The sequence below is a fragment of the Bacillus pretiosus genome, from assembly GCF_051294775.1.
Taxonomy (GTDB): Bacteria; Bacillota; Bacilli; order Bacillales; family Bacillaceae_G; genus Bacillus_A; species Bacillus_A wiedmannii.
In genome coordinates this window covers 392,024-412,408 of the sequence record NZ_JBPPHF010000003.1, presented here as the reverse complement: position 1 = coordinate 412,408, position 20,385 = coordinate 392,024, and the positions used below count along the sequence as shown (strand labels likewise).

The following is a 20,385-nucleotide window of genomic DNA, read 5'->3' as shown; positions in this document are numbered from 1 at the left end:
AAAGCCAATCTTCTTAACGGAAGATTGGCTTTTTTATTATTGATAAATCTCTTTATATTTCTTATACTCTGCTTCAGAACATAATACGAAATGTCCTGGGCGAATTTCACGCATTGTTGGTGCTTCACTAGCATAATCATGCTGAGATGGATCGTATACGATACGTTTACGATTGCGCTCATAATCTGGATCTGGAAGCGGAATTGCTGATAATAGTGATTTCGTATATGGATGAATTGGATTCGCATATAACTCTTCACTTGTTGTTAGCTCAACGATTTGACCACGGTACATTACGCCGATGCGATCACTAATGTATTTTACCATCGATAAATCATGGGCAATGAATAAGTATGTTAAACCTTTTTCCTTTTGTAACTTTTTCAGTAAGTTTACAACTTGCGCCTGGATTGATACGTCAAGTGCTGAAATTGGCTCATCGGCAATGATAAATTCAGGCTCTACAGCAAGTGCGCGAGCGATACCGATACGTTGACGTTGTCCACCTGAGAATTCATGCGGGAAACGGTTTGCGTGCTCTTTATTTAAACCAACTGTGATTAATAATTCATGAACACGGTCCATACGCTCTTTTTTGCCTTTTGCTAGTCCGTGAATATCAATACCTTCTGCAATAATATCCCCTACTGTCATACGAGGGTTTAATGATGCATATGGATCTTGGAAAATCATTTGCATTTTACGGTTGAATTTCTTCAGCTCTGCACGTGATTTTTTACCATGTACATTTTCACCATCGAACAACACTTCACCAGCAGTTGCATCATATAAACGAATAATCGTTCTTCCAGTTGTCGATTTACCACAACCTGATTCTCCTACAAGACCAAATGTTTCTCCGCGGTAAATATCAAATGAAATATCATTAACCGCTTTGACAACACCACCACTCACGTCGAAGTGCTGTTTTACATTTTTTACTTCAATTAATTTCTCACGTTGTTTAGTCATGTTGTTCACCTGCTTTCATTTGAAGAATGCGTTTTTCAACGACTGCCGGTGGTTTTACTTCTGGAGCTTGCTCGTGAAGTAACCAAGTTGCCGCATAGTGTGTATCACTTACTTTAAATAAAGGTGGGTCCATTTCAAAATCAATTTTCAATGCCTGTGGATTACGTGGTGCAAAAGCATCTCCCTTTGGCGGCTTTAATAAATCTGGAGGCGTTCCAGGGATTGCGTATAACTCTTCTTCTGAACCATCTAAACTTGGCATAGATGCGATTAAGCCCCAAGTGTATGGATGTTTTGGATTGTAGAAAATTTCATCAACCGTTCCAATTTCAACAACTTTACCTGCGTACATAACTGCTACGCGGTCCGCAACGTTTGCCACTACACCTAAGTCATGTGTAATGAAAATGATTGCCGCTTCTGTTTTTTGCTGAATGTCCTTCATAAGCTCTAAAATTTGCGCCTGAATTGTAACGTCTAGGGCTGTTGTCGGCTCATCGGCAATTAATAATTTCGGGTTACAAGCTAACGCCATCGCAATAACTACACGCTGTCTCATACCACCTGAGAATTGGTGAGGATATTGTTTTAAACGCGCTTCTGGATTCGGAATACCTACAAGGTCGATTAATTCTAACGCAACTTTACGTGCGTCTGCTTTACTCATCCCTTGGTGTTTAATAAGACCTTCCATAATTTGATTCCCAATTGTCATCGTTGGATTTAATGATGTCATTGGATCTTGGAAAATCATCGCGATATCTTTCCCGCGCACTTGCTGCATTTCTTTTTCTGTCAGTTTCGTTAAGTCACGACCTTCAAATACGATTTCACCGTTTTTAATACGCCCTGGAGGATTCGGAATTAATCCCATTAACGCTTTAGAAGTAACTGATTTACCAGAACCAGATTCTCCTACAATCGCTAATGTTTCTCCTTTTTTTAAATCAAAAGTAACACCGCGTACAGCTTGTACTTCACCTGCATGTGTATCAAAGGAGACTTGCAAATCTTTTACCTCTAGCAATGTTTTCATTTTTACTTCTCCCCTCTTTTACTTACGCATTTTTGGATCTAACGCGTCGCGTAATCCGTCTGCCATTAAGTTGAATGCTAAGATTAACATACTGATGACAACCGCTGGGATGAACATCATATGTGGATACGTTTGAATTGATTTATAGCCGTCATTTACAAGAGAACCAAGTGATGCGAATGGTGGCTGAATACCTAAACCGATGAAGCTTAAGAACGCCTCACCAAACACTGCTGTTGGAATTGTAAACATTGTCATTACGATAATTGGTCCCATTACGTTCGGGATTAAGTGTTTTACAATTAATTGTGTATTTGTTGCACCTAATGTACGAGATGCTAATACATATTCTTGATTTTTTAATTTCAGGATTTGTCCACGAACGATACGTGACATCCCTATCCAACCTGTAATCGCCATTGCTAGTGTAATTGACCATATACCAGATCCCATAATGATTACCATTAAAATAACGATGATTAAGTATGGAATACCGTTAATAATCTCCATAACACGTTGCATAATATTATCTACTCTACCGCCATAGAACGCTGAAATACCTCCATAAGCAACCCCAATTACTAAGTCAATCGCCGCTGCTAAAAGAGCGATATATAATGATACACGCGTACCTTCCCATGTTCTTGTCCATAAATCGCGGCCAAGATCATCTGTACCAAACCAGAAATACTCTTTAATATCACGTTTTTCATATTGGTCAACACCATATTGATCCGTACCGTCAAATGGTAGCCAATGAACATTTTCAATAACAGGAATTTTCGGTGGTAATTTCGCACGACCTAAGTCTTGCTCTTTATAAGAATGCTTACTTACCATCGGTCCTAAGATTGCTAGTAATATAATAAGCGCTAATAAAACGAAACCGAACATTGCTCCTTTATGTTGGAACAAACGTCTTCTTACATCTTGCCAAAACGTTAAGCTTGGACGGGCAATGACTTCATTATCAACATTATTTTGATTGGCTTGCTGAAATAAATCTGGAGATAATTTTTGTACATCTTTCATCATTTTTTCCCTCCCGCTAAACGAATACGAGGATCAATAATTCCGTATAAAATATCGACAATGAAAATAACTAAGATGAAAATCGCACTATAGAAAATTGTAGTTCCCATAATAACTGTATAGTCATTCACTGTAATAGATTTAACGAACTGTTCCCCTAGTCCTGGTACAGCATAAATTTGCTCAATAACTAATGTCCCTGTAATTAAACCTGCAACCATTGGTCCTAAAATTGTTACTACTGGAATTAACGCGTTACGAAGTGCGTGTTTAATAATGATAACGCCTTGGCTAATTCCTTTCGCTTTCGCTGTTAAAATGTAATCAGCTTGCATAACTTCAATTAACTCTGCACGAGCAAAACGTGCGATTGTTGCGATAACTGCCATCGATAAAGCGATTGTAGGCATTACGGTAAACTCTGGTCCTTTCCAGAATGCTACTGGGAACCACCCAAGTTTTACCCCTACGAAATATTGTAGTAATGCGGCGAATACGAACGATGGTACCGACATCCCGAGTACGGAAATAATTGTCGCCCCATAATCGACCCACGTATTGTTACGAAGTGCCGCAACGATTCCTAAAATTAAACCGATAAATGTTCCTAATATAATCGCTTGTAAACCAAGTTGTGCTGATGGTCCAATGCGATCCACAATCATATCTGTTACTGGACGGTTATCATATTGGAATGATACCCCTAAATCACCTTTTGCTAAGTTACCTAAGTAACGTGCATATTGAACTGGTACTGGATCATTTAAGCCATATTTTTCAAGAATGATTTCTTTTTGTGCCGGTGATAGTTTCTCCTGGTTTTTAAGCGGAGAACCCGGAAGTAATTTCATCAAAAAGAAAGTCAGTGTAGTAATTAAAAATAATGTCAAAGCCATGTACACGAAACGTTTTAATACATAACGTCCCATAGTCAAGCACCTCCCCGTTTTTCTCAAAAGCAATAAGATAGTTTAAAATATTCTCACTTTTATTTTTTTAAAATAAGAGCATACGCCCATCATAGGCATATACCCTTATTCATGATGGAAACCATTTTTAGTTTTTTAGTTCAACCCACTTATAGCTAAATTCTCCGCCATATTTATGTTCTAATAGGCCAGTAATTGAGCCACGTTGTAAATAAGCTTTTCCTGGTTGATATACTGGAGCAATCGCTGCATCTTCAAGCAGTTGTTTTTCTGCTTGTAATAATGCATCCCAGCGAGCTTGTACATCAACTTCTGTTTTCGCTTTTTTAATTAAATCATCATACGCTGCATTTGCGTAATTTACTTTGTTTTGCGCATTACCTGTCGTATACATTTCAAGGAATGACATTGGATCCATATAATCTGGACTCCATCCTGCGTATGACATTGCGTAATCTCCACTTGCTTCAAGTTTTAATTTTTGTGCAAATGGCTGCATTTTTGTTGAAACTGTTAAACCTGGTAAGTTCTTTTCAAATTGGCCTTTTAAATACTCTCCGATTTTTTTAGCATCATCAGTATCAAAGTTTAATAGCTCTAACTCTACTTTGTCTACACCAAGTTCTTTTTTACCAGCTTCCCAGTATTTTTGAGCTTCTTTAATATCCTCTTTTATAAGCTTTCCGTTTTCTTCACGGAAGTCTTTTCCATTCGGACCTTTTGCTAAGCCTTTCGGAACAAAACCATATATCCCCTCTGAACCATCGTTTAAGATAACTTTTCCGATATTTTCACGCTCAAAGGACATTGCAATTGCTTTTCGGATATTTTTATTTGCTAAAAATTTATTCTTTTCATTTAAGCGAATAAATTGTGTAGATGGTCTCTTAATCGTTTTAAAGTCAGCATCTGATTTGTATTTGTCTACAAACTCTGATGTTAAGACTACACGATCAATTGCTTTCGTTTCATATAAATTTATAGCAGTTGAACGATCCTTAACAATATTGAAGTTTATTTCCTCAAGTTTTACTTCTTTATTTTCCCAATACGTTGGATTCTTCGTAAGTTTGAAGCTTTGTTCATGCTTCCATTCATTTAATACGAATGGACCATTATAAAGTGTCGTATTGGATTCTAATCCAAATTTTGCTCCTTGTTCTGTTACAAACTTCTCATTCAAAGGATACAATGTTGGATAGACTGTTAAACTTACAAAATAAGGAACAGGGTTATCTAATTCCACTTCAAGTGTATGATCATCAATTGCCTTTACACCAAGTTCTTCAACTGGTAATTCTTTTTTGTTAACTTTCTCCGCATTTTTAACATCAAATAGTATGTAAGCAAACTTGGCACCCGTGTTTGAATCTACAGCTCTTCGCCAAGAATAAACGAAGTCTTTCGCTGTTACAGGTTCACCATTAGACCATTTCGCATCTTCACGTAACTTAAATACATACTTTTTGCCAGCTTCTGATTTCTCATAAGATTTAGCGACACCTGGAACAAGCTTATCGTCTTTCCCCAGACGATATAATCCTTCCATTGTGTTATTCATGATGTTAGAAGATGCTGCATCTGTTGATAACGTCGTATCCATAGTTGGGATTTCAGCTGTCTCGGTTAGATTTAACACTTGCTTGTTTGAGGATTTTTCTTTTGCGCCTGCTTTATTATCCTCTTTTTGGTAACTACAAGCTCCTAACATACTGACAGTCAACGTCGATGCAAGTAATAACGGTATCTTTTTCTTCATGTTGTGTTGCCTCCCCTAATTGCACTTCCTGTACCCTCACTTGTAAAAAAGTAGAATTGAAAGAATAATCTCCAAGTTTCTACAATTTTCATTATACATATAATATAACAATTGTGAATATAGTTTTTTGTTTTTTTGTTAAAATTTTTAATAAAATGTTTATTTTTTTATTTTTTTGTAAAGGGATACGTTAACATTGCTACCATCATCTTAAAATCAGACCTTTAATTGCGTATAATTTTCAAAAAATTAATTCTAGTACATATTATAGCTTTTATAGTATAATAATTCTAGTAATATTTTGACGGAGGGGAACATTTTGAATAAAGTTTTTTTTCATACTTGTATACTAATTTTCATAGCGATAATCGCTTCTAGTATTGGCGCATTCCTCGTTTCATCGCAATTTTTGTTGAATTTTGTCAATATATCGTTTTATGTCGCACTATTTTTTATTCTTATAGGCGGTTTTTTATTCATATTTCAAAATGGATTTTTTAACGTAACAATTTACGCCTTCCAAAGAGTATTTGGTACGAACAAAAAAATTGAGTCTTTAATTGAAGAAGTAGAGGAACCTGTCGATAAGAAAGAACGTATTTATAAAACATATTCATTCAAATGGACGTATCCAATTTGCATTACCGGTATCGTTCTTGGGTTGTTCTCGACCCTCATTAGCTTTACTATTTTGATGTAGTTTGCAAACACTATCCCATATGATATAATAATCAGCAAAACATTTTGTTATAAAACTTTAGTTCTTTCATATTAAAAGAGCTTAGGTAACAATAAATAAATTTATATGTATGCGATGATAAAGAAGAGTACATATTGAGGCAATTTCAGAGAGCTTGTGGCTGGTGTGAACAAGTAATTGCGCAGTATGGAATGGGCTTTTGAGCACCAAACCGAACCGAAAGTAGTAGGCTTTGGCGTTATATCCAAACGTTATTATGGATTAGAGAGATTTCACAGTAGTGAAATAATTAGGGTGGTACCGCGGTCCATTCGTCCCTATAGTTTTTGGGATGAATGGGCTTTTTTGTTTGCCTTCTCTTCCCCATCACGCATTCAAATTTAGGAGGAATTACTTATGTCAGTTATCTTTTCTGGTATTCAGCCGAGTGGAACGATTACACTTGGAAACTATTTAGGAGCTATGAAGCAATTTACAGAGCTTCAAAATGAACACGACTGTTATTTCTGTATTGTAAACCAACATGCGATTACAGTACCTCAAGATCCCGTACAACTTCGTAAAAACATTCGCAGTCTTGCTGCACTTTATGTAGCATGCGGCATCGATCCTGAAAAAGCTACTTTATTTGTACAATCAGAAGTACCAGCACACGCTCAACTAGGATGGATTATGCAATCAGTTGCTTACGTTGGAGAATTAGAGCGTATGACGCAATATAAAGATAAATCTTCTGGTAGAGATTCAGTTCCAGCTGGATTACTAACGTATCCACCATTAATGGCTGCTGATATTTTACTTTACAACACTGAAATCGTACCTGTTGGTGATGATCAAAAACAACATATGGAATTAACACGCGACCTAGCAGAGCGTTTCAACAAACGCTTCCGTGAAGTGTTCACTGTTCCTGAAATTCGTATTCCAAAAGTAGGAGCTCGCGTTATGTCATTAACAGAACCTACGAAAAAAATGAGTAAATCTGATCCGAATCCAAAAGCAATGATCAGTATGCTTGATGAACCAAAAACAATTGAAAAGAAAATTAAAAGTGCTGTAACTGATTCTGAAGGTATCGTGAAATTTGATAAAGAAAACAAACCTGGAATCTCTAACTTATTAACAATCTACTCTTCATTCTCTGGAAAAACAGTTGAAGAAATAGAAGCAATGTACGAAGGAAAAGGATACGGAGACTTCAAAGGCGACCTAGCAGCAGTAGTCGTAGAAGCAATTCGTCCAATCCAAGACAAATATAACGAACTAATCAACTCACCAGAACTAGACGAAATTCTAGACAAAGGTGCAGAAAAAGCAAACCGCGTTGCATTCAAACAACTACGCAAAGTAGAAAACGCAATGGGACTAAGCAGAAAACGTAGGTAACTTATAAAGCGGAGGCAGCTCGTTCAGCTCTGATTGGCTAAGGTTCTTTCGCATAGAAGACGCTTTTTGTCTTCTTATGCGGAAGGTTCTTAGACACGAAGAGCTTGCCGCTGGAGCTAAGTTACAACAAATTAAAAAAACCGCCAATTGGCGGTTTTTTTTAATTTACCTTTTGCTCGTTTTCCATTTCCCATAACTTTTCAAAAAATGGCTGTCCTTTTACGAGACGCTCGCATAATTGTTCGTGCTTCTCAGACCAGCCTGTTTTCGCTTCATCATACAGTTTAGCCCAAATATCTTCAAATTCCATATGTTGAACCATTCCGTATGCTGATGGATCCCACTCTGTGAACCAATAGCGAATTTCTGCTGTGTTTTTCGTTGTATGTAATTGATCTAACGCCATAAATAATAATTGTTTAAGCTGTCTTTCTTTACGAGTTAAGCCATTCATAATGAAAGGTGATGGTGATAAAATATGATGTTCTTTTTCCATTTCTTCTACTTGGAACTCATACTTTTCTGCTTGTACGTTTTCTACCATCTCATATACCATCTGCTCTTGGCGCGGTATAAGTCTGCTTTTTCGAATTGGTACATTGTAACCAATTGTGTCAATCGCAATAATTCCTTTTCCATCTGTAACAACAAAGCAATACTCTTGCTGCAAACGTTCATGATTTTTACGAATATATGCCTTATGATGTACGTCTTCCAACAATTTTTGCGGAAGCTCTAACAATTCGTCCTCGATGTAATGATATAATGTGGCATCTACTTTTAATAATGGCACTTGATCTAATAGCTCAATCGTATCATCTTTCCGCCATTCGTAAAAATGACAAACGTTATACCCATTCTCTTCACCTTCAAACCAATTTACCCATACATCATGTAGATATAACATTCACTACCCCTCACTTCACTACTGTTTGTATCAATCATTATGTTCAATTTTTCTTAACTTTATTCCACCTAAGGAAATATATTCTAATTATTATTTTTTCTTCTATTAATACTAAAAAAAACAGGAAATAGAGCTCCTGTTTTTTATATATGAAATGTATTTGCTTTATTCAATATTTCTTTTGCATCTATAGATAATAAAGAAAGTGTATCTTCTCCTTCCAATGTTACGCAATCTTTGACAATATGAAATCCAAGCGCATAGCCCAGCATCTTTGGATAAGAGTGAAATCCATTTAATAAGATGTCGTGCTCCCTTGTTCCTCGTTTTATACTTATTCTTTCATGTACAACATTTTTCCAATAATAAATAGCCTCTTCTTTTGAAAGATACATCGTCCACGGTGCATTGTTTTTTTCTGAATATCTTTCCGTTACCGCTTGCTCAGCTAGCCCTTCCATAATCATCGTATCAAGTAATGTATATTCTGTTTCTTTCGTCTCAATTTGATGTAACCTGCATATGTGATGATATTCATGCGCCAATAACACCTTTAATTCTTCCACCGAATTCCGTCCACATACGAATAAGAAAATAACGTGACGCATAGATAATCCCGCCCTACCGTTATACTCTTCTTGTACAGTTCGATTATAGGAATCTGATAATAAAATAAAGACAGGGACATCTGGACCTTGTAACCAGGTTTTCAGTTTCTCATACTCCGTACGTAACTCTTTCCAAACTTCCTTTTCCTCTAACTCTTTTACTTCTTGTTCTCCTCGTATAACTGGGCGGTACATACCTTTAGAAATTAAAAAGCGATACAACCTTTCTTTTGGCAGCGGGATATACTTCGTAAACTTTTCACACAGCTTTTCTGGCCGTCCATAATATAGATGTAACCACTCAGCAGTTTCAACAATCCCCATCTTTATCCCTCCTTTTTCTTATGTATATGCAAAAGGAGAAAAAGGCGTAAAAATAAATAAGGAGTTTTTTCGCAATATAGTGCGAAAAAACTCCTTATCTCATCTATTATTTATACGATTTAAATACTAATACTGCGTTATGACCACCGAATCCTAGTGAGTTACTTAATACTGCATTTACTTCTTGTTGTCTCGCTTTATTCGGTACGTAATCTAAGTCACATTCTGGATCTGGTGTTTCATAGTTAATTGTTGGAGGGATTACTCCGTCTGTAATTGATTTAATTGAGAAGATCGCTTCAACAGCACCAGCTGCTCCTAATAAGTGACCTGTCATTGATTTCGTTGAGCTAATTGCTACTTTGTACGCATGCTCACCGAACGTTTCTTTAATTGCCATCGTTTCATACTTTTCATTCGCATCCGTACTTGTACCGTGCGCATTAATGTAATCAATATCTTCTGGCTGTAGACCTGCATCTGCTAAAGCTTGACGCATTGCACGCACGCCGCCTTCACCGCCAGGAGCCGGCATTGTAATATGGAATGCATCACCAGTTGCACCGTAACCAGCGATTTCCGCATAAATGTGAGCACCACGAGCTAATGCGTGCTCTAATTCTTCGAGAATTAAAATACCTGAACCTTCACCCATTACGAAACCACTACGGTTTTTATCAAATGGACGGCAAGCTGTTGCTGGATCTTCATTAAATGTTAATGCTTTCGCTGAACTAAATCCTGCAAATGCCATACTTGTTAACGGCGCTTCTGCTCCGCCTGTTATCATTGCATCAGCATCACCGCGTTGAATTGCTTTAAATGCATCACCAATTGAGTTTGCACCAGATGCACAAGCCGTTACAGAACAAGTGTTAATTCCTTTTGCTCCTGTTGCGATCGATACTTGACCTGCTGCCATATCTGGGATCATCATTGGTACGAAGAATGGGCTCACGCGGCGCGGACCTTTCTCAGTAAAAATCTTAAATTGTTCTTCGTATGTTTCCATACCGCCAATACCAGAACCAATCCATACACCAATTCGAGGTCCGTTTTCTTCTGTAATTTCAAGCTTTGCATCTGCAACTGCCATTTTCGCTGCTGCTACTGCATATTGTGTAAAGCGATCCATACGGCGCGCTTCTTTTTTATCAATATATTTCTCGACTTCAAAGTCGTTAATTTCTGCTGCTACTTTTGCTGGAAACAGTTCCGGATCAATTCTTGTAAGTCGTCCGATTCCAGATACACCCTTTTTAATGTTTTCCCACGCTGTTTCAACATCTGTTCCGATCGGTGTAACAGCTCCTAGTCCTGTAATTACGACCCTCTTTTTCTCCATACAAAATACACTCCTTTTTTTCTCTCAGTCCTTATTTACCCCAACGAAGAGCTACTGCTCCCCATGTTAATCCGCCGCCGAAACCAACAAGTATAATTAAATCACCATCTTGAATACGTCCATTTTGCAATTCCTCTACCATTGCAATTGGAATTGAAGAAGCTGATGTATTACCAAACTTTTCAATTGTCATACTCATTTTTTCTTGTGGTAAATTTAATCTCTCTCTTGCAGATTCCATAATACGAATATTCGCTTGATGTGGTACTAAAAAATCCACATCCTCTTTCGTAAGTCCCGCTTTTTCTAACACGCGAAGACAGGAATCACCAAGTTGGCGAACAGCAAATTTAAAGACTTCTCTGCCGTTCATCATAACATACTCGTCTTGATAAAGATGCTTACCGCCGCTTCCGTCTGCTCCTAATTCGAAAGATAGAACGCCTCTTCCTTCTGAAACCGCCCCCATTACGATAGCACCGGCTCCGTCTCCAAATAGTACTGCTGTATTTCGATCATTCCAGTCTACAATTTTAGATAGTTTATCACTACCAACTACTAATACATTTTTATAAGTTCCCGTTTGAATAAATTGCTGCGCTGTAATCATTCCGTACATAAAACCAGCACACGCTGCACTTAAATCCATTGCGGCTGCGTGTTTTGCGCCAATGGCTTCTTGAATGACACAAGCTACTGCTGGGAATGCTCGATCTGGTGTTACTGTTGCCACTAAAATCAGGTCGATATCCTCTCCGCTAATCCCGGCATCTTCAAGTGCTTTTTTAGAAGCCTCTACCGCCATATATGAAGTATCTATTGTATCATCGGCAATGCGTCTTTCTGCAATTCCCGTTCTCGTACGAATCCATTCATCAGATGTATCTACGATTTTCTCTAAATCGTGATTTGTGACTACTTTTTCTGGCACATATCTTCCGATCCCTAAAATGCCCACGTTCACATCGCAGCCCTCCGTTTTATATCAATTATTATGACTTGGTACTAATTTTAAAACATAAATGTATTTTTGTCTAGAATATATTTCAGCTAAAACATAAATCCAGCATTATTCACTTTATTGTTTATTAAAAGAAACAGAAACATACCTTTCCTGCTTCTTTTGAAATATAAAAAGGCCCGAACCGCTTCTATCCACGGTTCGAGCCTCTCTTCCCTTCCAAAAAAGAAGGTTTTATTCTTTATCTGCTTTCCCAAGCTCATATGCTTCGTTCATAACTTTCATCAATAACTCTAATACTGGTTGTGCTTTCTCCATATCAAGCGCAATTCCATTCGAATCTAAGATGGCCTTTGCTTCTGGTAAATGCTTCATTGCGATTTGTAAAAATTGCATGCTTTTCTCATTCATATTATGTTCTTCCTCTCCATTAAAACTTTCACATACATAGTGTAACACGCTCGCTATCCTTCGTATAACTCTTTATATTTTTTCATATGTGCCAATTGTTTATTTAAACCATATTCTAACGGGGTATTTCTTTTTATCGAAATAACCTCGACAGCATCATTTCGTTCTTCCTCATTCTTTTTATTCACTTTATCCGCTGCACGTAAAAGGTTCATACCTTTTTTCCATAATGACTTTTTACCACTAAGTAAATTGTATATGCCGAGATGCTCCGCGTTCATTCCATTTTCCCATAAGTATTCACATACATCTTCCACGTACAATAGATCACTTCCATTTTCCTCGCTCGCATAATGGCACTCTTTCTCATCCAGTTCTGATAAAATGAGCTGATGATACATCATAAAAGATGGTTGCCATGGCCCATATAATGTAGGAACTCGAAATACACTATATGGTGCCTCTCCTTTTTTCAATCCTTCTTCCACTTTCAAAAATAAACGTTTATTTTCAGATTCCTCTGCGTTTCCTACTTCAATAGAAGAAATTAGATTTAACTTCACTTTCTGCTCTGCACACAGTCTTATAATCCGCTTTAAATACTGTAATATAACTCTTTCATTCCGAAAACCACTTTGTTGATTTGGCTCATACAAGCAAAAGTAAACCGTATCGAACTTCTCTCCTTCTACTGATCTCCATCCATCTTCATCTCTTATCGAATAATACGTAAATAACGCATTTCGTCCAATCAACAATAACTTCTCTTCATTAATTTTTTTCATATTCTCGAATTCATCAAAATCAAGACCGTACACTTCTACTTCTTCTGCAATCATTTTATTCACAAGGTGATAACCTACAAACGTAAGTGCACCTATAATTAGCACGCGCTCCATACCACCAACCCTTTCTCCTTGAAACAAATAGCTCCTCATTTATGTATATGGGAGCTTCACAATTCTTCTTCATATTTTTTAAAGAAATCAGTCGTTTGCCTAACCATTTTATATTTCACATCTTGCAGATGGAATAAGACAGAAGTATCGCATTGATTGAATTGCCTCATTTTCTCATATTTACGTAACAACTGTTTTCTTCCTCTTTTTTCTTGTGTTGATACGAAAACTTTAACAGGTACACAAGACGGAAGAAGTGTAAATGATTTCTTATTTATTTTGGATTCTAATTCTTCTTCTTTGGAATCATACGCCAAACTTAATTCCTTCACTAATCTTTTGTAAAAAAACTTATGCTCTTTTTCAAACTCCACATATTCTGGTAAATCTAAACACGGATTTAACATAATGACAGAGCGTATACATTCAGGGTATTTGTTCATCATTTCAAGTGCTACAAGTGCACCCATACCATCTGCCATAATGTGCATTTTCGCATTTAATGTCTCTTTTCTCAAAACAACGTCATATAAACGTTTTGCTAGACGAACAGATTGGTCGTTTCCCCAATGTCTTCCGTATAAATTAGAGGAAAAGACCGTGTAGCCTTCCTCAATAAGGCCATGTAAAAAATAAGACCTTCCTGCATGCTGTGTCCATAAACTTGTACCATTCTCAATAAAGTAGTTATAATCACCGAGAAGCATAACAGAAAATCCATTTGGCTTCTCCGGTAAATAAATGACACATGGTTCTTTTTCTAAATAAAAAAAACGTTCCGTAATACTCATTTTTCCCCCGCCTTATTTTCTAAACGTATAAAAGTACTCTTCTATAATGTATGAACGGAATGCAAATTTGCGTTGAAAAATCTACAAATATTTTTCTATATTCTTTTTTCAATTGTGTTACAATAAGGACAGATTGAACGAATAGAGGTGTAAAATATGCGTTTCATTTGGGCATTAATTTGGTCGTTCGCGCTTGTACATATGATGAGCTACGTAATCGGCTCTATGACTGGCGGTACATACGATTTTAACCAAGCGTCTATTTTCTCAGTTGTTCTTGCGGTATTAGTACTAGCAATTTCAGCTACAATTCCAAACGAGCCAGTAGAACAACACTAAAAAAAGAGTCCGGATTTTATCCGAACTCTTTTTTATTTTACTTTACATGAACGACTAATTCGTTATTTTCTACATCAACAACTACGTGACTGTTATCAGTAATTGTTCCTGCAATTAATTCTCTCGCTAATTTCGTCTCAACTTGACGCTGTACATATCGTTTTAATGGACGAGCTCCGTACATCGGATCAAAGCCAGCTTCTACAACAAATTCTCTCGCTGCGTCTGTTAATTCTACTGTAATATGACGGTCAGCTAAACGACCTTGTAATTCTTTTACAATTTTATCAACAATACCTTTAATTTCATTCGTTGTAAGAGGTTTGAATAAAATAATTTCATCGACACGGTTTAAAAACTCTGGTCGGAAATGTCCTCTTAATTGCCCCATTACAAGTTCTCTTGATTCCTCTTTAATTGAGCCATCTGCTTCTAATCCATCTAACAAATGAGCAGATCCAATATTTGAAGTCATAATAATAACCGTGTTTTTAAAGTCTACTGTACGTCCTTGAGAATCTGTAATGCGTCCATCATCTAACATTTGTAATAAAATGTTGAATACTTCTGGATGTGCTTTTTCGATTTCGTCTAACAAAATAACTGAATACGGTTTACGTCTTACCGCTTCTGTTAATTGACCGCCCTCTTCATATCCAACATATCCAGGAGGCGCACCAATTAAGCGTGACACAGCATGTTTCTCCATATACTCAGACATGTCGATACGAATCATTTGCTCTTCACTATCGAATAAAGACTGCGCTAACGTTTTTGCAAGTTCTGTTTTACCAACACCTGTCGGTCCTAAGAAGATGAAGGAACCAATTGGACGGTTCGGGTCTTTAATACCAGCGCGTGCACGAAGAACTGCGTCTGATACTAAGCTTACCGCTTCCTCTTGTCCGATGACACGCTCTGATAAAATTTGCTCTAAGCGTAGTAATTTCTCGCGTTCACCTTCAACGAGTTTTGCGACAGGAATACCAGTCCAGCGTGAAACAATATCAGCAATCTCTTCTTCACTTACTTCCTCACGTAACAAACGATTTTCCTGTTTATTATGTGCGCCCATTTCTTCTGCTTCTTTTAACTCTTTTTCAATTGCAGGAATTTTCCCGTGACGAAGTTCCGCTGCTTTATTTAAATCGTAATTACCTTCTGCTTCTTCTAATTCACGGCGCAGACGCTCTAAATGTTCACGTAAGTCACGCACTTTATGAATATCTTCTTTTTCTTTTTCCCATTTCGCTCTCATACCACTTGCAACTTCTTTTAAATCCGATAATTCACGTTGCAACGTTTTCAGGCGTTCTTGGCTACCAAAGTCCTTCTCTTTTCCAAGAGCCGCTTCTTCAATTTCCAGCTGCATAATGCGGCGCGTTACTTCATCTAATTCTGTTGGCATAGAATCAATCTCTGTTCGAATTGTTGCACACGCTTCGTCAACAAGATCGATCGCTTTATCTGGTAAGAAACGATCCGAAATATATCGATCTGATAAAACGGATGCTGCTACAATCGCACGGTCATGAATATTTACACCATGATAAATTTCAAAACGCTCTTTTAAACCACGTAAAATGGAAATTGTATCTTCAACAGTTGGTTCTTCTGCTAATACTTGTTGGAAACGTCTTTCTAGCGCTGGATCTTTCTCAATATATTTACGATACTCATCTAACGTTGTCGCCCCGATACAATGCAGTTCACCACGCGCAAGCATCGGTTTTAACATATTTCCTGCGTCCATCGCACCTTCTGTTTTACCAGCGCCGACGATTGTGTGAAGTTCATCAATGAATAATAAAATGCGACCTTCACTCTTTTTAATTTCATTTAATACAGCTTGCAGACGCTCTTCAAACTCACCACGGAATTTCGCTCCAGCTACAAGCGCACTCATATCTAATGCGAAGATTGTTCTATCTTTTAATCCTTCTGGTACATCCTTCTTCACAATACGCTGTGCTAATCCTTCAACGATTGCTGTTTTACCAACACCGGGTTCACCAATTAAAACCGGGTTGTTTTTCGTTTTACGTGAAAGAATGCGGATTACACGTCGAATTTCACTATCGCGACCGATAACAGGATCAATTTTCCCTGCTCTCACTTCCGCCACTAAATCACGACCATATTTTTCTAACGCTTCATAAGTTGCTTCTGGATTTTGACTAGTCACTCTTTGATTCCCCCGAACTGTCATTAAAGACTGTAATAAGTTATCTTTTGTAATGTGAAATCTTGTAAGTAATTGATTTATATCGCCTTTTTCTTCTGAAAAAGCAAGCAATACATGTTCAACTGAAATGTAGTCATCTTGCAATTTCTCTGCTTCTTTTCCTGCTCTTACAAGTAGTTGTTGCAGAGCACCCGTTATATATAATTTTCCTACTTCTGCACCGCTTCCCGTTACAGAAGGTTTTTTCTTAATTAAACTTTCGGCGCCTTGCTTTAACGCTTCTATATCGACATTCATTTTTTGAAAAATACGCACTGCTAATCCATCTTGCTCTTCTAATAATGTAAACAAGAGATGAACAGTATCTACTTCTTGATGATGGTGAGATACCGCTAAAGATTGGGCACTCATAATCGCCTCTTGTGTTTTTGTTGTCATTTGATTTAAGTCCATCTTTACAGTCCTCCAAATGTTTGACTTTCTTTGACCTTTGATTTGATTATACGCCAACTGACTTTTTTATACAATAATTTTGCTTATGTATCTTCAAACTTATTATTGGAAAAAGAAAAAGGGAACATTCATTATACAACTGAAAAAATATACGCAATGCGTAACGACAAAAAAGCCGCAATAATGATTGCGGCTCCTGTTACGGTTTTCTTTTATATGTCCACTGACGGTTATGATTCGCGTTATCTGGAAACTTTTCACCCGCAGTTAATTTCACCATTTGCGGATCTTTTACCATACTTCCTGTTTCACCAATTTCTACGTAAATACCATCGTTTGGCGCTTTTTGTCCAGAACGAAACCTGCGATTTTGTCCCATTTCCATTCTCCTTCCATGACGTCTTTGCCTCATTAGTATATCCATTTTAAAAGAAAGCTTTTCTGTCATGTTTAGGAAACAAGTACTACATTTCGTTCTTGTACATATACATGAATGACACAAGCTTAGGAAGGGATTTCTTTCCTATTTGTAAAAAAAAAAGAAACCAACCTACTATAGGCTAGCTTCAAAGGAGAGTCAAACATATACGAGAAGATTACATGTTCATTATAAGCTTCATCATACGAGCAATGTAACCCTTTTCACAATTTGTACATAATGAAAGAAACATTGTTTGAACTTTCTAAAAAGACGTTGACTTTTCTTAATTTCCAGCGAGAAATAGTAGACACCGCAGCACTTTGCGACGTAAGATGGATATATAGTGAACTTTCCATCTTTGGTTTTCTCACCCAGTTTAACCTCTTATTTCTGCATATTAAAAACGGAAATACAGATAGAAATAAAAAAATATTATAAGAGGTGAAATTATGAATAAACAGCATTTAATCGCATTAGACTTAGACGGCACTTTATTAACAGACAACAAAATAATTTCCACTCGAACAAAACATACAATTGCAAAAGCAAAGGAGCAAGGACATATTGTCGTTATTTCAACGGGACGTCCCTTCCGTGCTAGTTTTGATTACTACAAAGAACTCGGTCTTAATACACCAATCGTAAACTTTAATGGTGCTTACGTACATCATCCTCTTGATTCAAAGTGGGGAACACACCACTCTCCTCTTGAGCTAGCAACAGCCCAAGAAATTGTCCGAGCTTGCTTTGATTTTGGTGTAAAAAATATATATGCTGAAGTAATGGACGATGTGTATGTTCGTGAAATTGATGAAGATAAAAAACATATTTTCGAATTCGGTTCTCCAAAGATTTTTACAGGAGACTTATTAAATATTTTAAACGATCATCCAACCTGCTTATTAATTGACGCACATGATGAGCATTCCAGTGCAATCCGTCAACATTTAACTGATATGCACGCTGAAGTAATCGACCATAGAAAATGGGGCGCACCTTGGCCGATTATTGAAATCGTGAAAAGTGGGTTAAATAAAGCTGTCGGATTACAAAAAATTTCTAGTCATTACAACATTCCACAAGAGAGAATTATCGCTTTCGGTGATGAAGATAACGACTTTGAAATGATTGAATTTGCTGGTCACGGCATCGCAATGGGTAATGCAATTCCTGAATTAAAATCACTCGCAAATCATACGACATTAACGAATGAAGAAGATGGTATTGCGCTATATTTAGAAGAGGTTCTTGGATTATAATCTAAAAATTCCCTGCTTATAGTTTCTCGTCAAACGCTCATACTATTATTAGACGCAAAAGTCAGCGCGTCGATTGTTTTCAGCTAAATAAAGGGGGTTTTTCGAATGGGTAAAAAGAACAAATCAAAACGTTTTATCCAACAAGGAGCCGATGCTGTTATGAAGCATGATGCAAGATTCCCGTACCGTGGTACATTAGCTGAGGCAGAAAAAGCGAGAAGTAACTCTTCTTTTGGAGGGGTTTAAATGGGGAACTTACTATTCCAACAAGCTAGAGATGCCGTTGCAAATGCCGTCACTTGTTCAAGCGGTACTGAGCAACAAGATCTCGTATATAGAGCAAAAAACGCTTTGCACTCTGCTTATGCAAACTCTTCAACAGCTGAAAAAGTTCAGCTACGTGAAATGCAGGAGCAGTTGCAAAATATTACGAATTTACATTAAAAAAGAGGACCAGCTTTGGTCCTCTTTAATCTTTTCGAAACAAACCAAACACTCCGACCGTCTGTAATACGTTTGTAAATGCACCTGGGTCCACTTGCCTAATAACCCTTTCTAATTCATATAACTCATAACGCGTAATAACAATCATTAACATTTCCTTATTTTCATTTGTATAAGCGCCTGTTGCTGGTATAGTTGTAATCCCCCTCACTAAGCGTGAATGAATCGCCTTTCGTACATCTGTCCCATTCTTCGTAACGATTAGTGCTGTAATTTTCACATGACGCGTATGAATCGCATCAATAATTCGCGTTGACACATACAAAGTCACCAAAGTATATAATGCTTTTTCCCATCCATACACATAGCCAGCCGCAATAATGATAAGTGCATTAAAGAAGAAAAAATACGTACCGACAGGCTTATCTTTAATCTTTGATAAAATCATGGCGATAATATCTAAACCACCTGTAGAAGCCCCCCACTTCAACGCAATCCCTACCCCAATCGCTGAAATAATCCCACCAAAAATCGCATTTAATATAATATCGTTCGAAACCGCTCTAACCGGGATAATTTCTAGAAACAAAGTCATAAATATCACGCAAAGAAAACTAAAGAAAGTAAAGGCCTTTCCAACCTTTTTCCATGCTAAAATAACGACGGGAATATTAAACAAACTAAACAATACCCCCGTTGATATGTGAATAGATAAAAAGTCCCCTAATATTTGTGATAACAATTGAGACAATCCAGCAAAGCCACTCGCGTACACTTTCGCTGGCGTTAAAAATAAATTCATTCCAATCGCGTTTAACAAACCTGCGACAATTACAACGATTAACTTCTTTATAAGTTCGGTATAATTCAACTTCAAATCCATTTCTAATCCACCTTTATTATTCATGAATGCACTGCTATACATAGTCTTTACGAAAAAGGAAATGATAAACGTACAACGGTTAGAAATGGAGTTGATACATATGCCACATACGAGTGATAACGACAAAAAAGCACGCGATAATAATGCAAAGCGTACACAAAAAAATGAGCAAGAACAAAAAAATATTCAGCAAGGTAAGCGTGCCTATTCTAAAAAGACTGATCACCTTTGATCCCATCGTACATCAACAATATTGTTGATGTACTTTTTTTACATTTTACAGGGAAAAAACATTAAAAATTCACTTCATGTTCACTTCTATATTCTACAATAGCGATAAC

22 protein-coding genes and 1 other annotated feature are annotated in these 20,385 nt (G+C 37.1%); of the genes, 7 read left to right on the top strand and 15 right to left on the bottom strand.

Going from position 1 to position 20,385, the window contains the following annotated elements; all coding sequences use genetic code 11:
- Positions 1–36: 36 nt before the first annotated feature.
- From ACSG5Z_RS18635 to ACSG5Z_RS18615, 5 genes are all read right to left on the bottom strand, one after another.
- A complete protein-coding gene (locus ACSG5Z_RS18635) occupies positions 37–972 on the bottom strand; it encodes an ABC transporter ATP-binding protein (protein ID WP_000166340.1) in 936 nt (311 codons plus the stop codon).
- Positions 965–2,008, bottom strand: a complete 1,044-nt coding sequence (locus ACSG5Z_RS18630; protein ID WP_000854346.1) for an ABC transporter ATP-binding protein — start codon at positions 2,006–2,008, stop codon at positions 965–967. Before ACSG5Z_RS18630 ends, ACSG5Z_RS18635 begins: the two co-directional genes overlap by 8 nt.
- 18 nt (positions 2,009–2,026) lie before the next feature.
- Positions 2,027–3,043: an oligopeptide ABC transporter permease gene (gene opp3C, locus ACSG5Z_RS18625; protein WP_000974096.1), complete on the bottom strand. Its 1,017-nt coding sequence runs from the start codon at positions 3,041–3,043 to the stop codon at positions 2,027–2,029.
- Positions 3,040–3,969: an oligopeptide ABC transporter permease gene (gene opp3b / locus ACSG5Z_RS18620; RefSeq protein ID WP_000534165.1), complete on the bottom strand. Its 930-nt coding sequence runs from the start codon at positions 3,967–3,969 to the stop codon at positions 3,040–3,042. Before opp3b ends, opp3C begins: the two co-directional genes overlap by 4 nt.
- Positions 3,970–4,096: 127 nt before the next feature.
- A complete protein-coding gene (locus ACSG5Z_RS18615; protein ID WP_435711944.1) occupies positions 4,097–5,728 on the bottom strand; it encodes a peptide ABC transporter substrate-binding protein in 1,632 nt (543 codons plus the stop codon).
- 319 nt (positions 5,729–6,047) lie between these two features.
- Here ACSG5Z_RS18615 and ACSG5Z_RS18610 point away from each other — a divergent pair, with 319 nt between their 5' ends.
- Together ACSG5Z_RS18610 and trpS are read left to right on the top strand one after the other, a co-directional pair.
- On the top strand, positions 6,048–6,428 hold the full coding sequence (locus ACSG5Z_RS18610) for a DUF3899 domain-containing protein (RefSeq protein WP_001044992.1): 381 nt from the start codon (positions 6,048–6,050) through the stop codon (positions 6,426–6,428).
- A 105-nt stretch (positions 6,429–6,533) separates the two neighbouring features.
- Positions 6,534–6,750 (top strand) — a binding site (T-box leader).
- A 74-nt stretch (positions 6,751–6,824) separates the two neighbouring features.
- Positions 6,825–7,814, top strand: coding sequence for a tryptophan--tRNA ligase (gene trpS, locus ACSG5Z_RS18605; protein WP_000110998.1), 990 nt, complete (start codon positions 6,825–6,827; stop codon positions 7,812–7,814).
- Positions 7,815–7,974: 160 nt separating this feature from the next.
- Here trpS and ACSG5Z_RS18600 read toward each other — a convergent pair whose 3' ends face one another.
- The 7 genes from ACSG5Z_RS18600 to ACSG5Z_RS18570 all read right to left on the bottom strand — a co-directional run bounded on the left by ACSG5Z_RS18600 (position 7,975) and on the right by ACSG5Z_RS18570 (position 14,060).
- Complete coding sequence (locus ACSG5Z_RS18600; protein ID WP_000966116.1) at positions 7,975–8,721, bottom strand: YjbA family protein; 747 nt, start codon at positions 8,719–8,721, stop codon at positions 7,975–7,977.
- Between the two features lie 143 nt (positions 8,722–8,864).
- Positions 8,865–9,653, bottom strand: coding sequence for a DUF2268 domain-containing putative Zn-dependent protease (locus ACSG5Z_RS18595; protein WP_097906727.1), 789 nt, complete (start codon positions 9,651–9,653; stop codon positions 8,865–8,867).
- Positions 9,654–9,759: 106 nt separating this feature from the next.
- The gene (gene fabF / locus ACSG5Z_RS18590) at positions 9,760–10,998 is read right to left on the bottom strand and encodes a beta-ketoacyl-ACP synthase II (RefSeq protein ID WP_000412643.1); all 1,239 of its coding nucleotides are present in this window, start codon (positions 10,996–10,998) and stop codon (positions 9,760–9,762) included.
- Between the two features lie 31 nt (positions 10,999–11,029).
- Positions 11,030–11,962 (bottom strand): beta-ketoacyl-ACP synthase III, encoded by a 933-nt coding sequence (gene fabH, locus ACSG5Z_RS18585; RefSeq protein WP_001100551.1) that lies wholly within the window; start codon positions 11,960–11,962, stop codon positions 11,030–11,032.
- 231 nt (positions 11,963–12,193) lie between these two features.
- Entirely contained in the window at positions 12,194–12,370 is a 177-nt protein-coding gene (locus tag ACSG5Z_RS18580; RefSeq protein ID WP_001003337.1) for a ComZ family protein, read from the bottom strand.
- A gap of 53 nt (positions 12,371–12,423) precedes the next feature.
- On the bottom strand, positions 12,424–13,296 hold the full coding sequence (locus tag ACSG5Z_RS18575) for an NAD-dependent epimerase/dehydratase family protein (RefSeq protein WP_435711943.1): 873 nt from the start codon (positions 13,294–13,296) through the stop codon (positions 12,424–12,426).
- Positions 13,297–13,325: 29 nt separating this feature from the next.
- A complete protein-coding gene (locus ACSG5Z_RS18570) occupies positions 13,326–14,060 on the bottom strand; it encodes a lipase family protein (RefSeq protein WP_048545174.1) in 735 nt (244 codons plus the stop codon).
- Positions 14,061–14,216: 156 nt separating this feature from the next.
- Here ACSG5Z_RS18570 and ACSG5Z_RS18565 point away from each other — a divergent pair, with 156 nt between their 5' ends.
- Positions 14,217–14,399 carry a YjzD family protein gene (locus ACSG5Z_RS18565; protein WP_001211113.1) on the top strand — a complete coding sequence of 61 codons (183 nt, stop codon included), beginning with the start codon at positions 14,217–14,219 and terminating at the stop codon, positions 14,397–14,399.
- A gap of 37 nt (positions 14,400–14,436) precedes the next feature.
- Here ACSG5Z_RS18565 and clpB read toward each other — a convergent pair whose 3' ends face one another.
- Complete coding sequence (gene clpB / locus ACSG5Z_RS18560) at positions 14,437–17,037, bottom strand: ATP-dependent chaperone ClpB (protein WP_048545176.1); 2,601 nt, start codon at positions 17,035–17,037, stop codon at positions 14,437–14,439.
- Between the two features lie 199 nt (positions 17,038–17,236).
- Positions 17,237–17,416, bottom strand: coding sequence for a YjzC family protein (locus tag ACSG5Z_RS18555; protein WP_000531420.1), 180 nt, complete (start codon positions 17,414–17,416; stop codon positions 17,237–17,239).
- A gap of 491 nt (positions 17,417–17,907) precedes the next feature.
- Here ACSG5Z_RS18555 and ACSG5Z_RS18550 point away from each other — a divergent pair, with 491 nt between their 5' ends.
- From ACSG5Z_RS18550 to ACSG5Z_RS18540, 3 genes are all read left to right on the top strand, one after another.
- Complete coding sequence (locus ACSG5Z_RS18550; RefSeq protein WP_048545178.1) at positions 17,908–18,717, top strand: Cof-type HAD-IIB family hydrolase; 810 nt, start codon at positions 17,908–17,910, stop codon at positions 18,715–18,717.
- 105 nt (positions 18,718–18,822) lie between these two features.
- Positions 18,823–18,963: a hypothetical protein gene (locus ACSG5Z_RS18545; protein WP_000516816.1), complete on the top strand. Its 141-nt coding sequence runs from the start codon at positions 18,823–18,825 to the stop codon at positions 18,961–18,963.
- A complete protein-coding gene (locus ACSG5Z_RS18540; RefSeq protein ID WP_046957006.1) occupies positions 18,964–19,161 on the top strand; it encodes a DUF3813 domain-containing protein in 198 nt (65 codons plus the stop codon).
- A 25-nt stretch (positions 19,162–19,186) separates the two neighbouring features.
- Here the strand turns inward: ACSG5Z_RS18540 and ACSG5Z_RS18535 are convergent, their stop codons facing one another.
- On the bottom strand, positions 19,187–20,044 hold the full coding sequence (locus tag ACSG5Z_RS18535) for a YitT family protein (RefSeq protein ID WP_060489317.1): 858 nt from the start codon (positions 20,042–20,044) through the stop codon (positions 19,187–19,189).
- Between the two features lie 100 nt (positions 20,045–20,144).
- Here ACSG5Z_RS18535 and ACSG5Z_RS18530 point away from each other — a divergent pair, with 100 nt between their 5' ends.
- Positions 20,145–20,276, top strand: coding sequence for a DUF3941 domain-containing protein (locus ACSG5Z_RS18530; RefSeq protein ID WP_001120851.1), 132 nt, complete (start codon positions 20,145–20,147; stop codon positions 20,274–20,276).
- Positions 20,277–20,385: the final 109 nt, after the last annotated feature.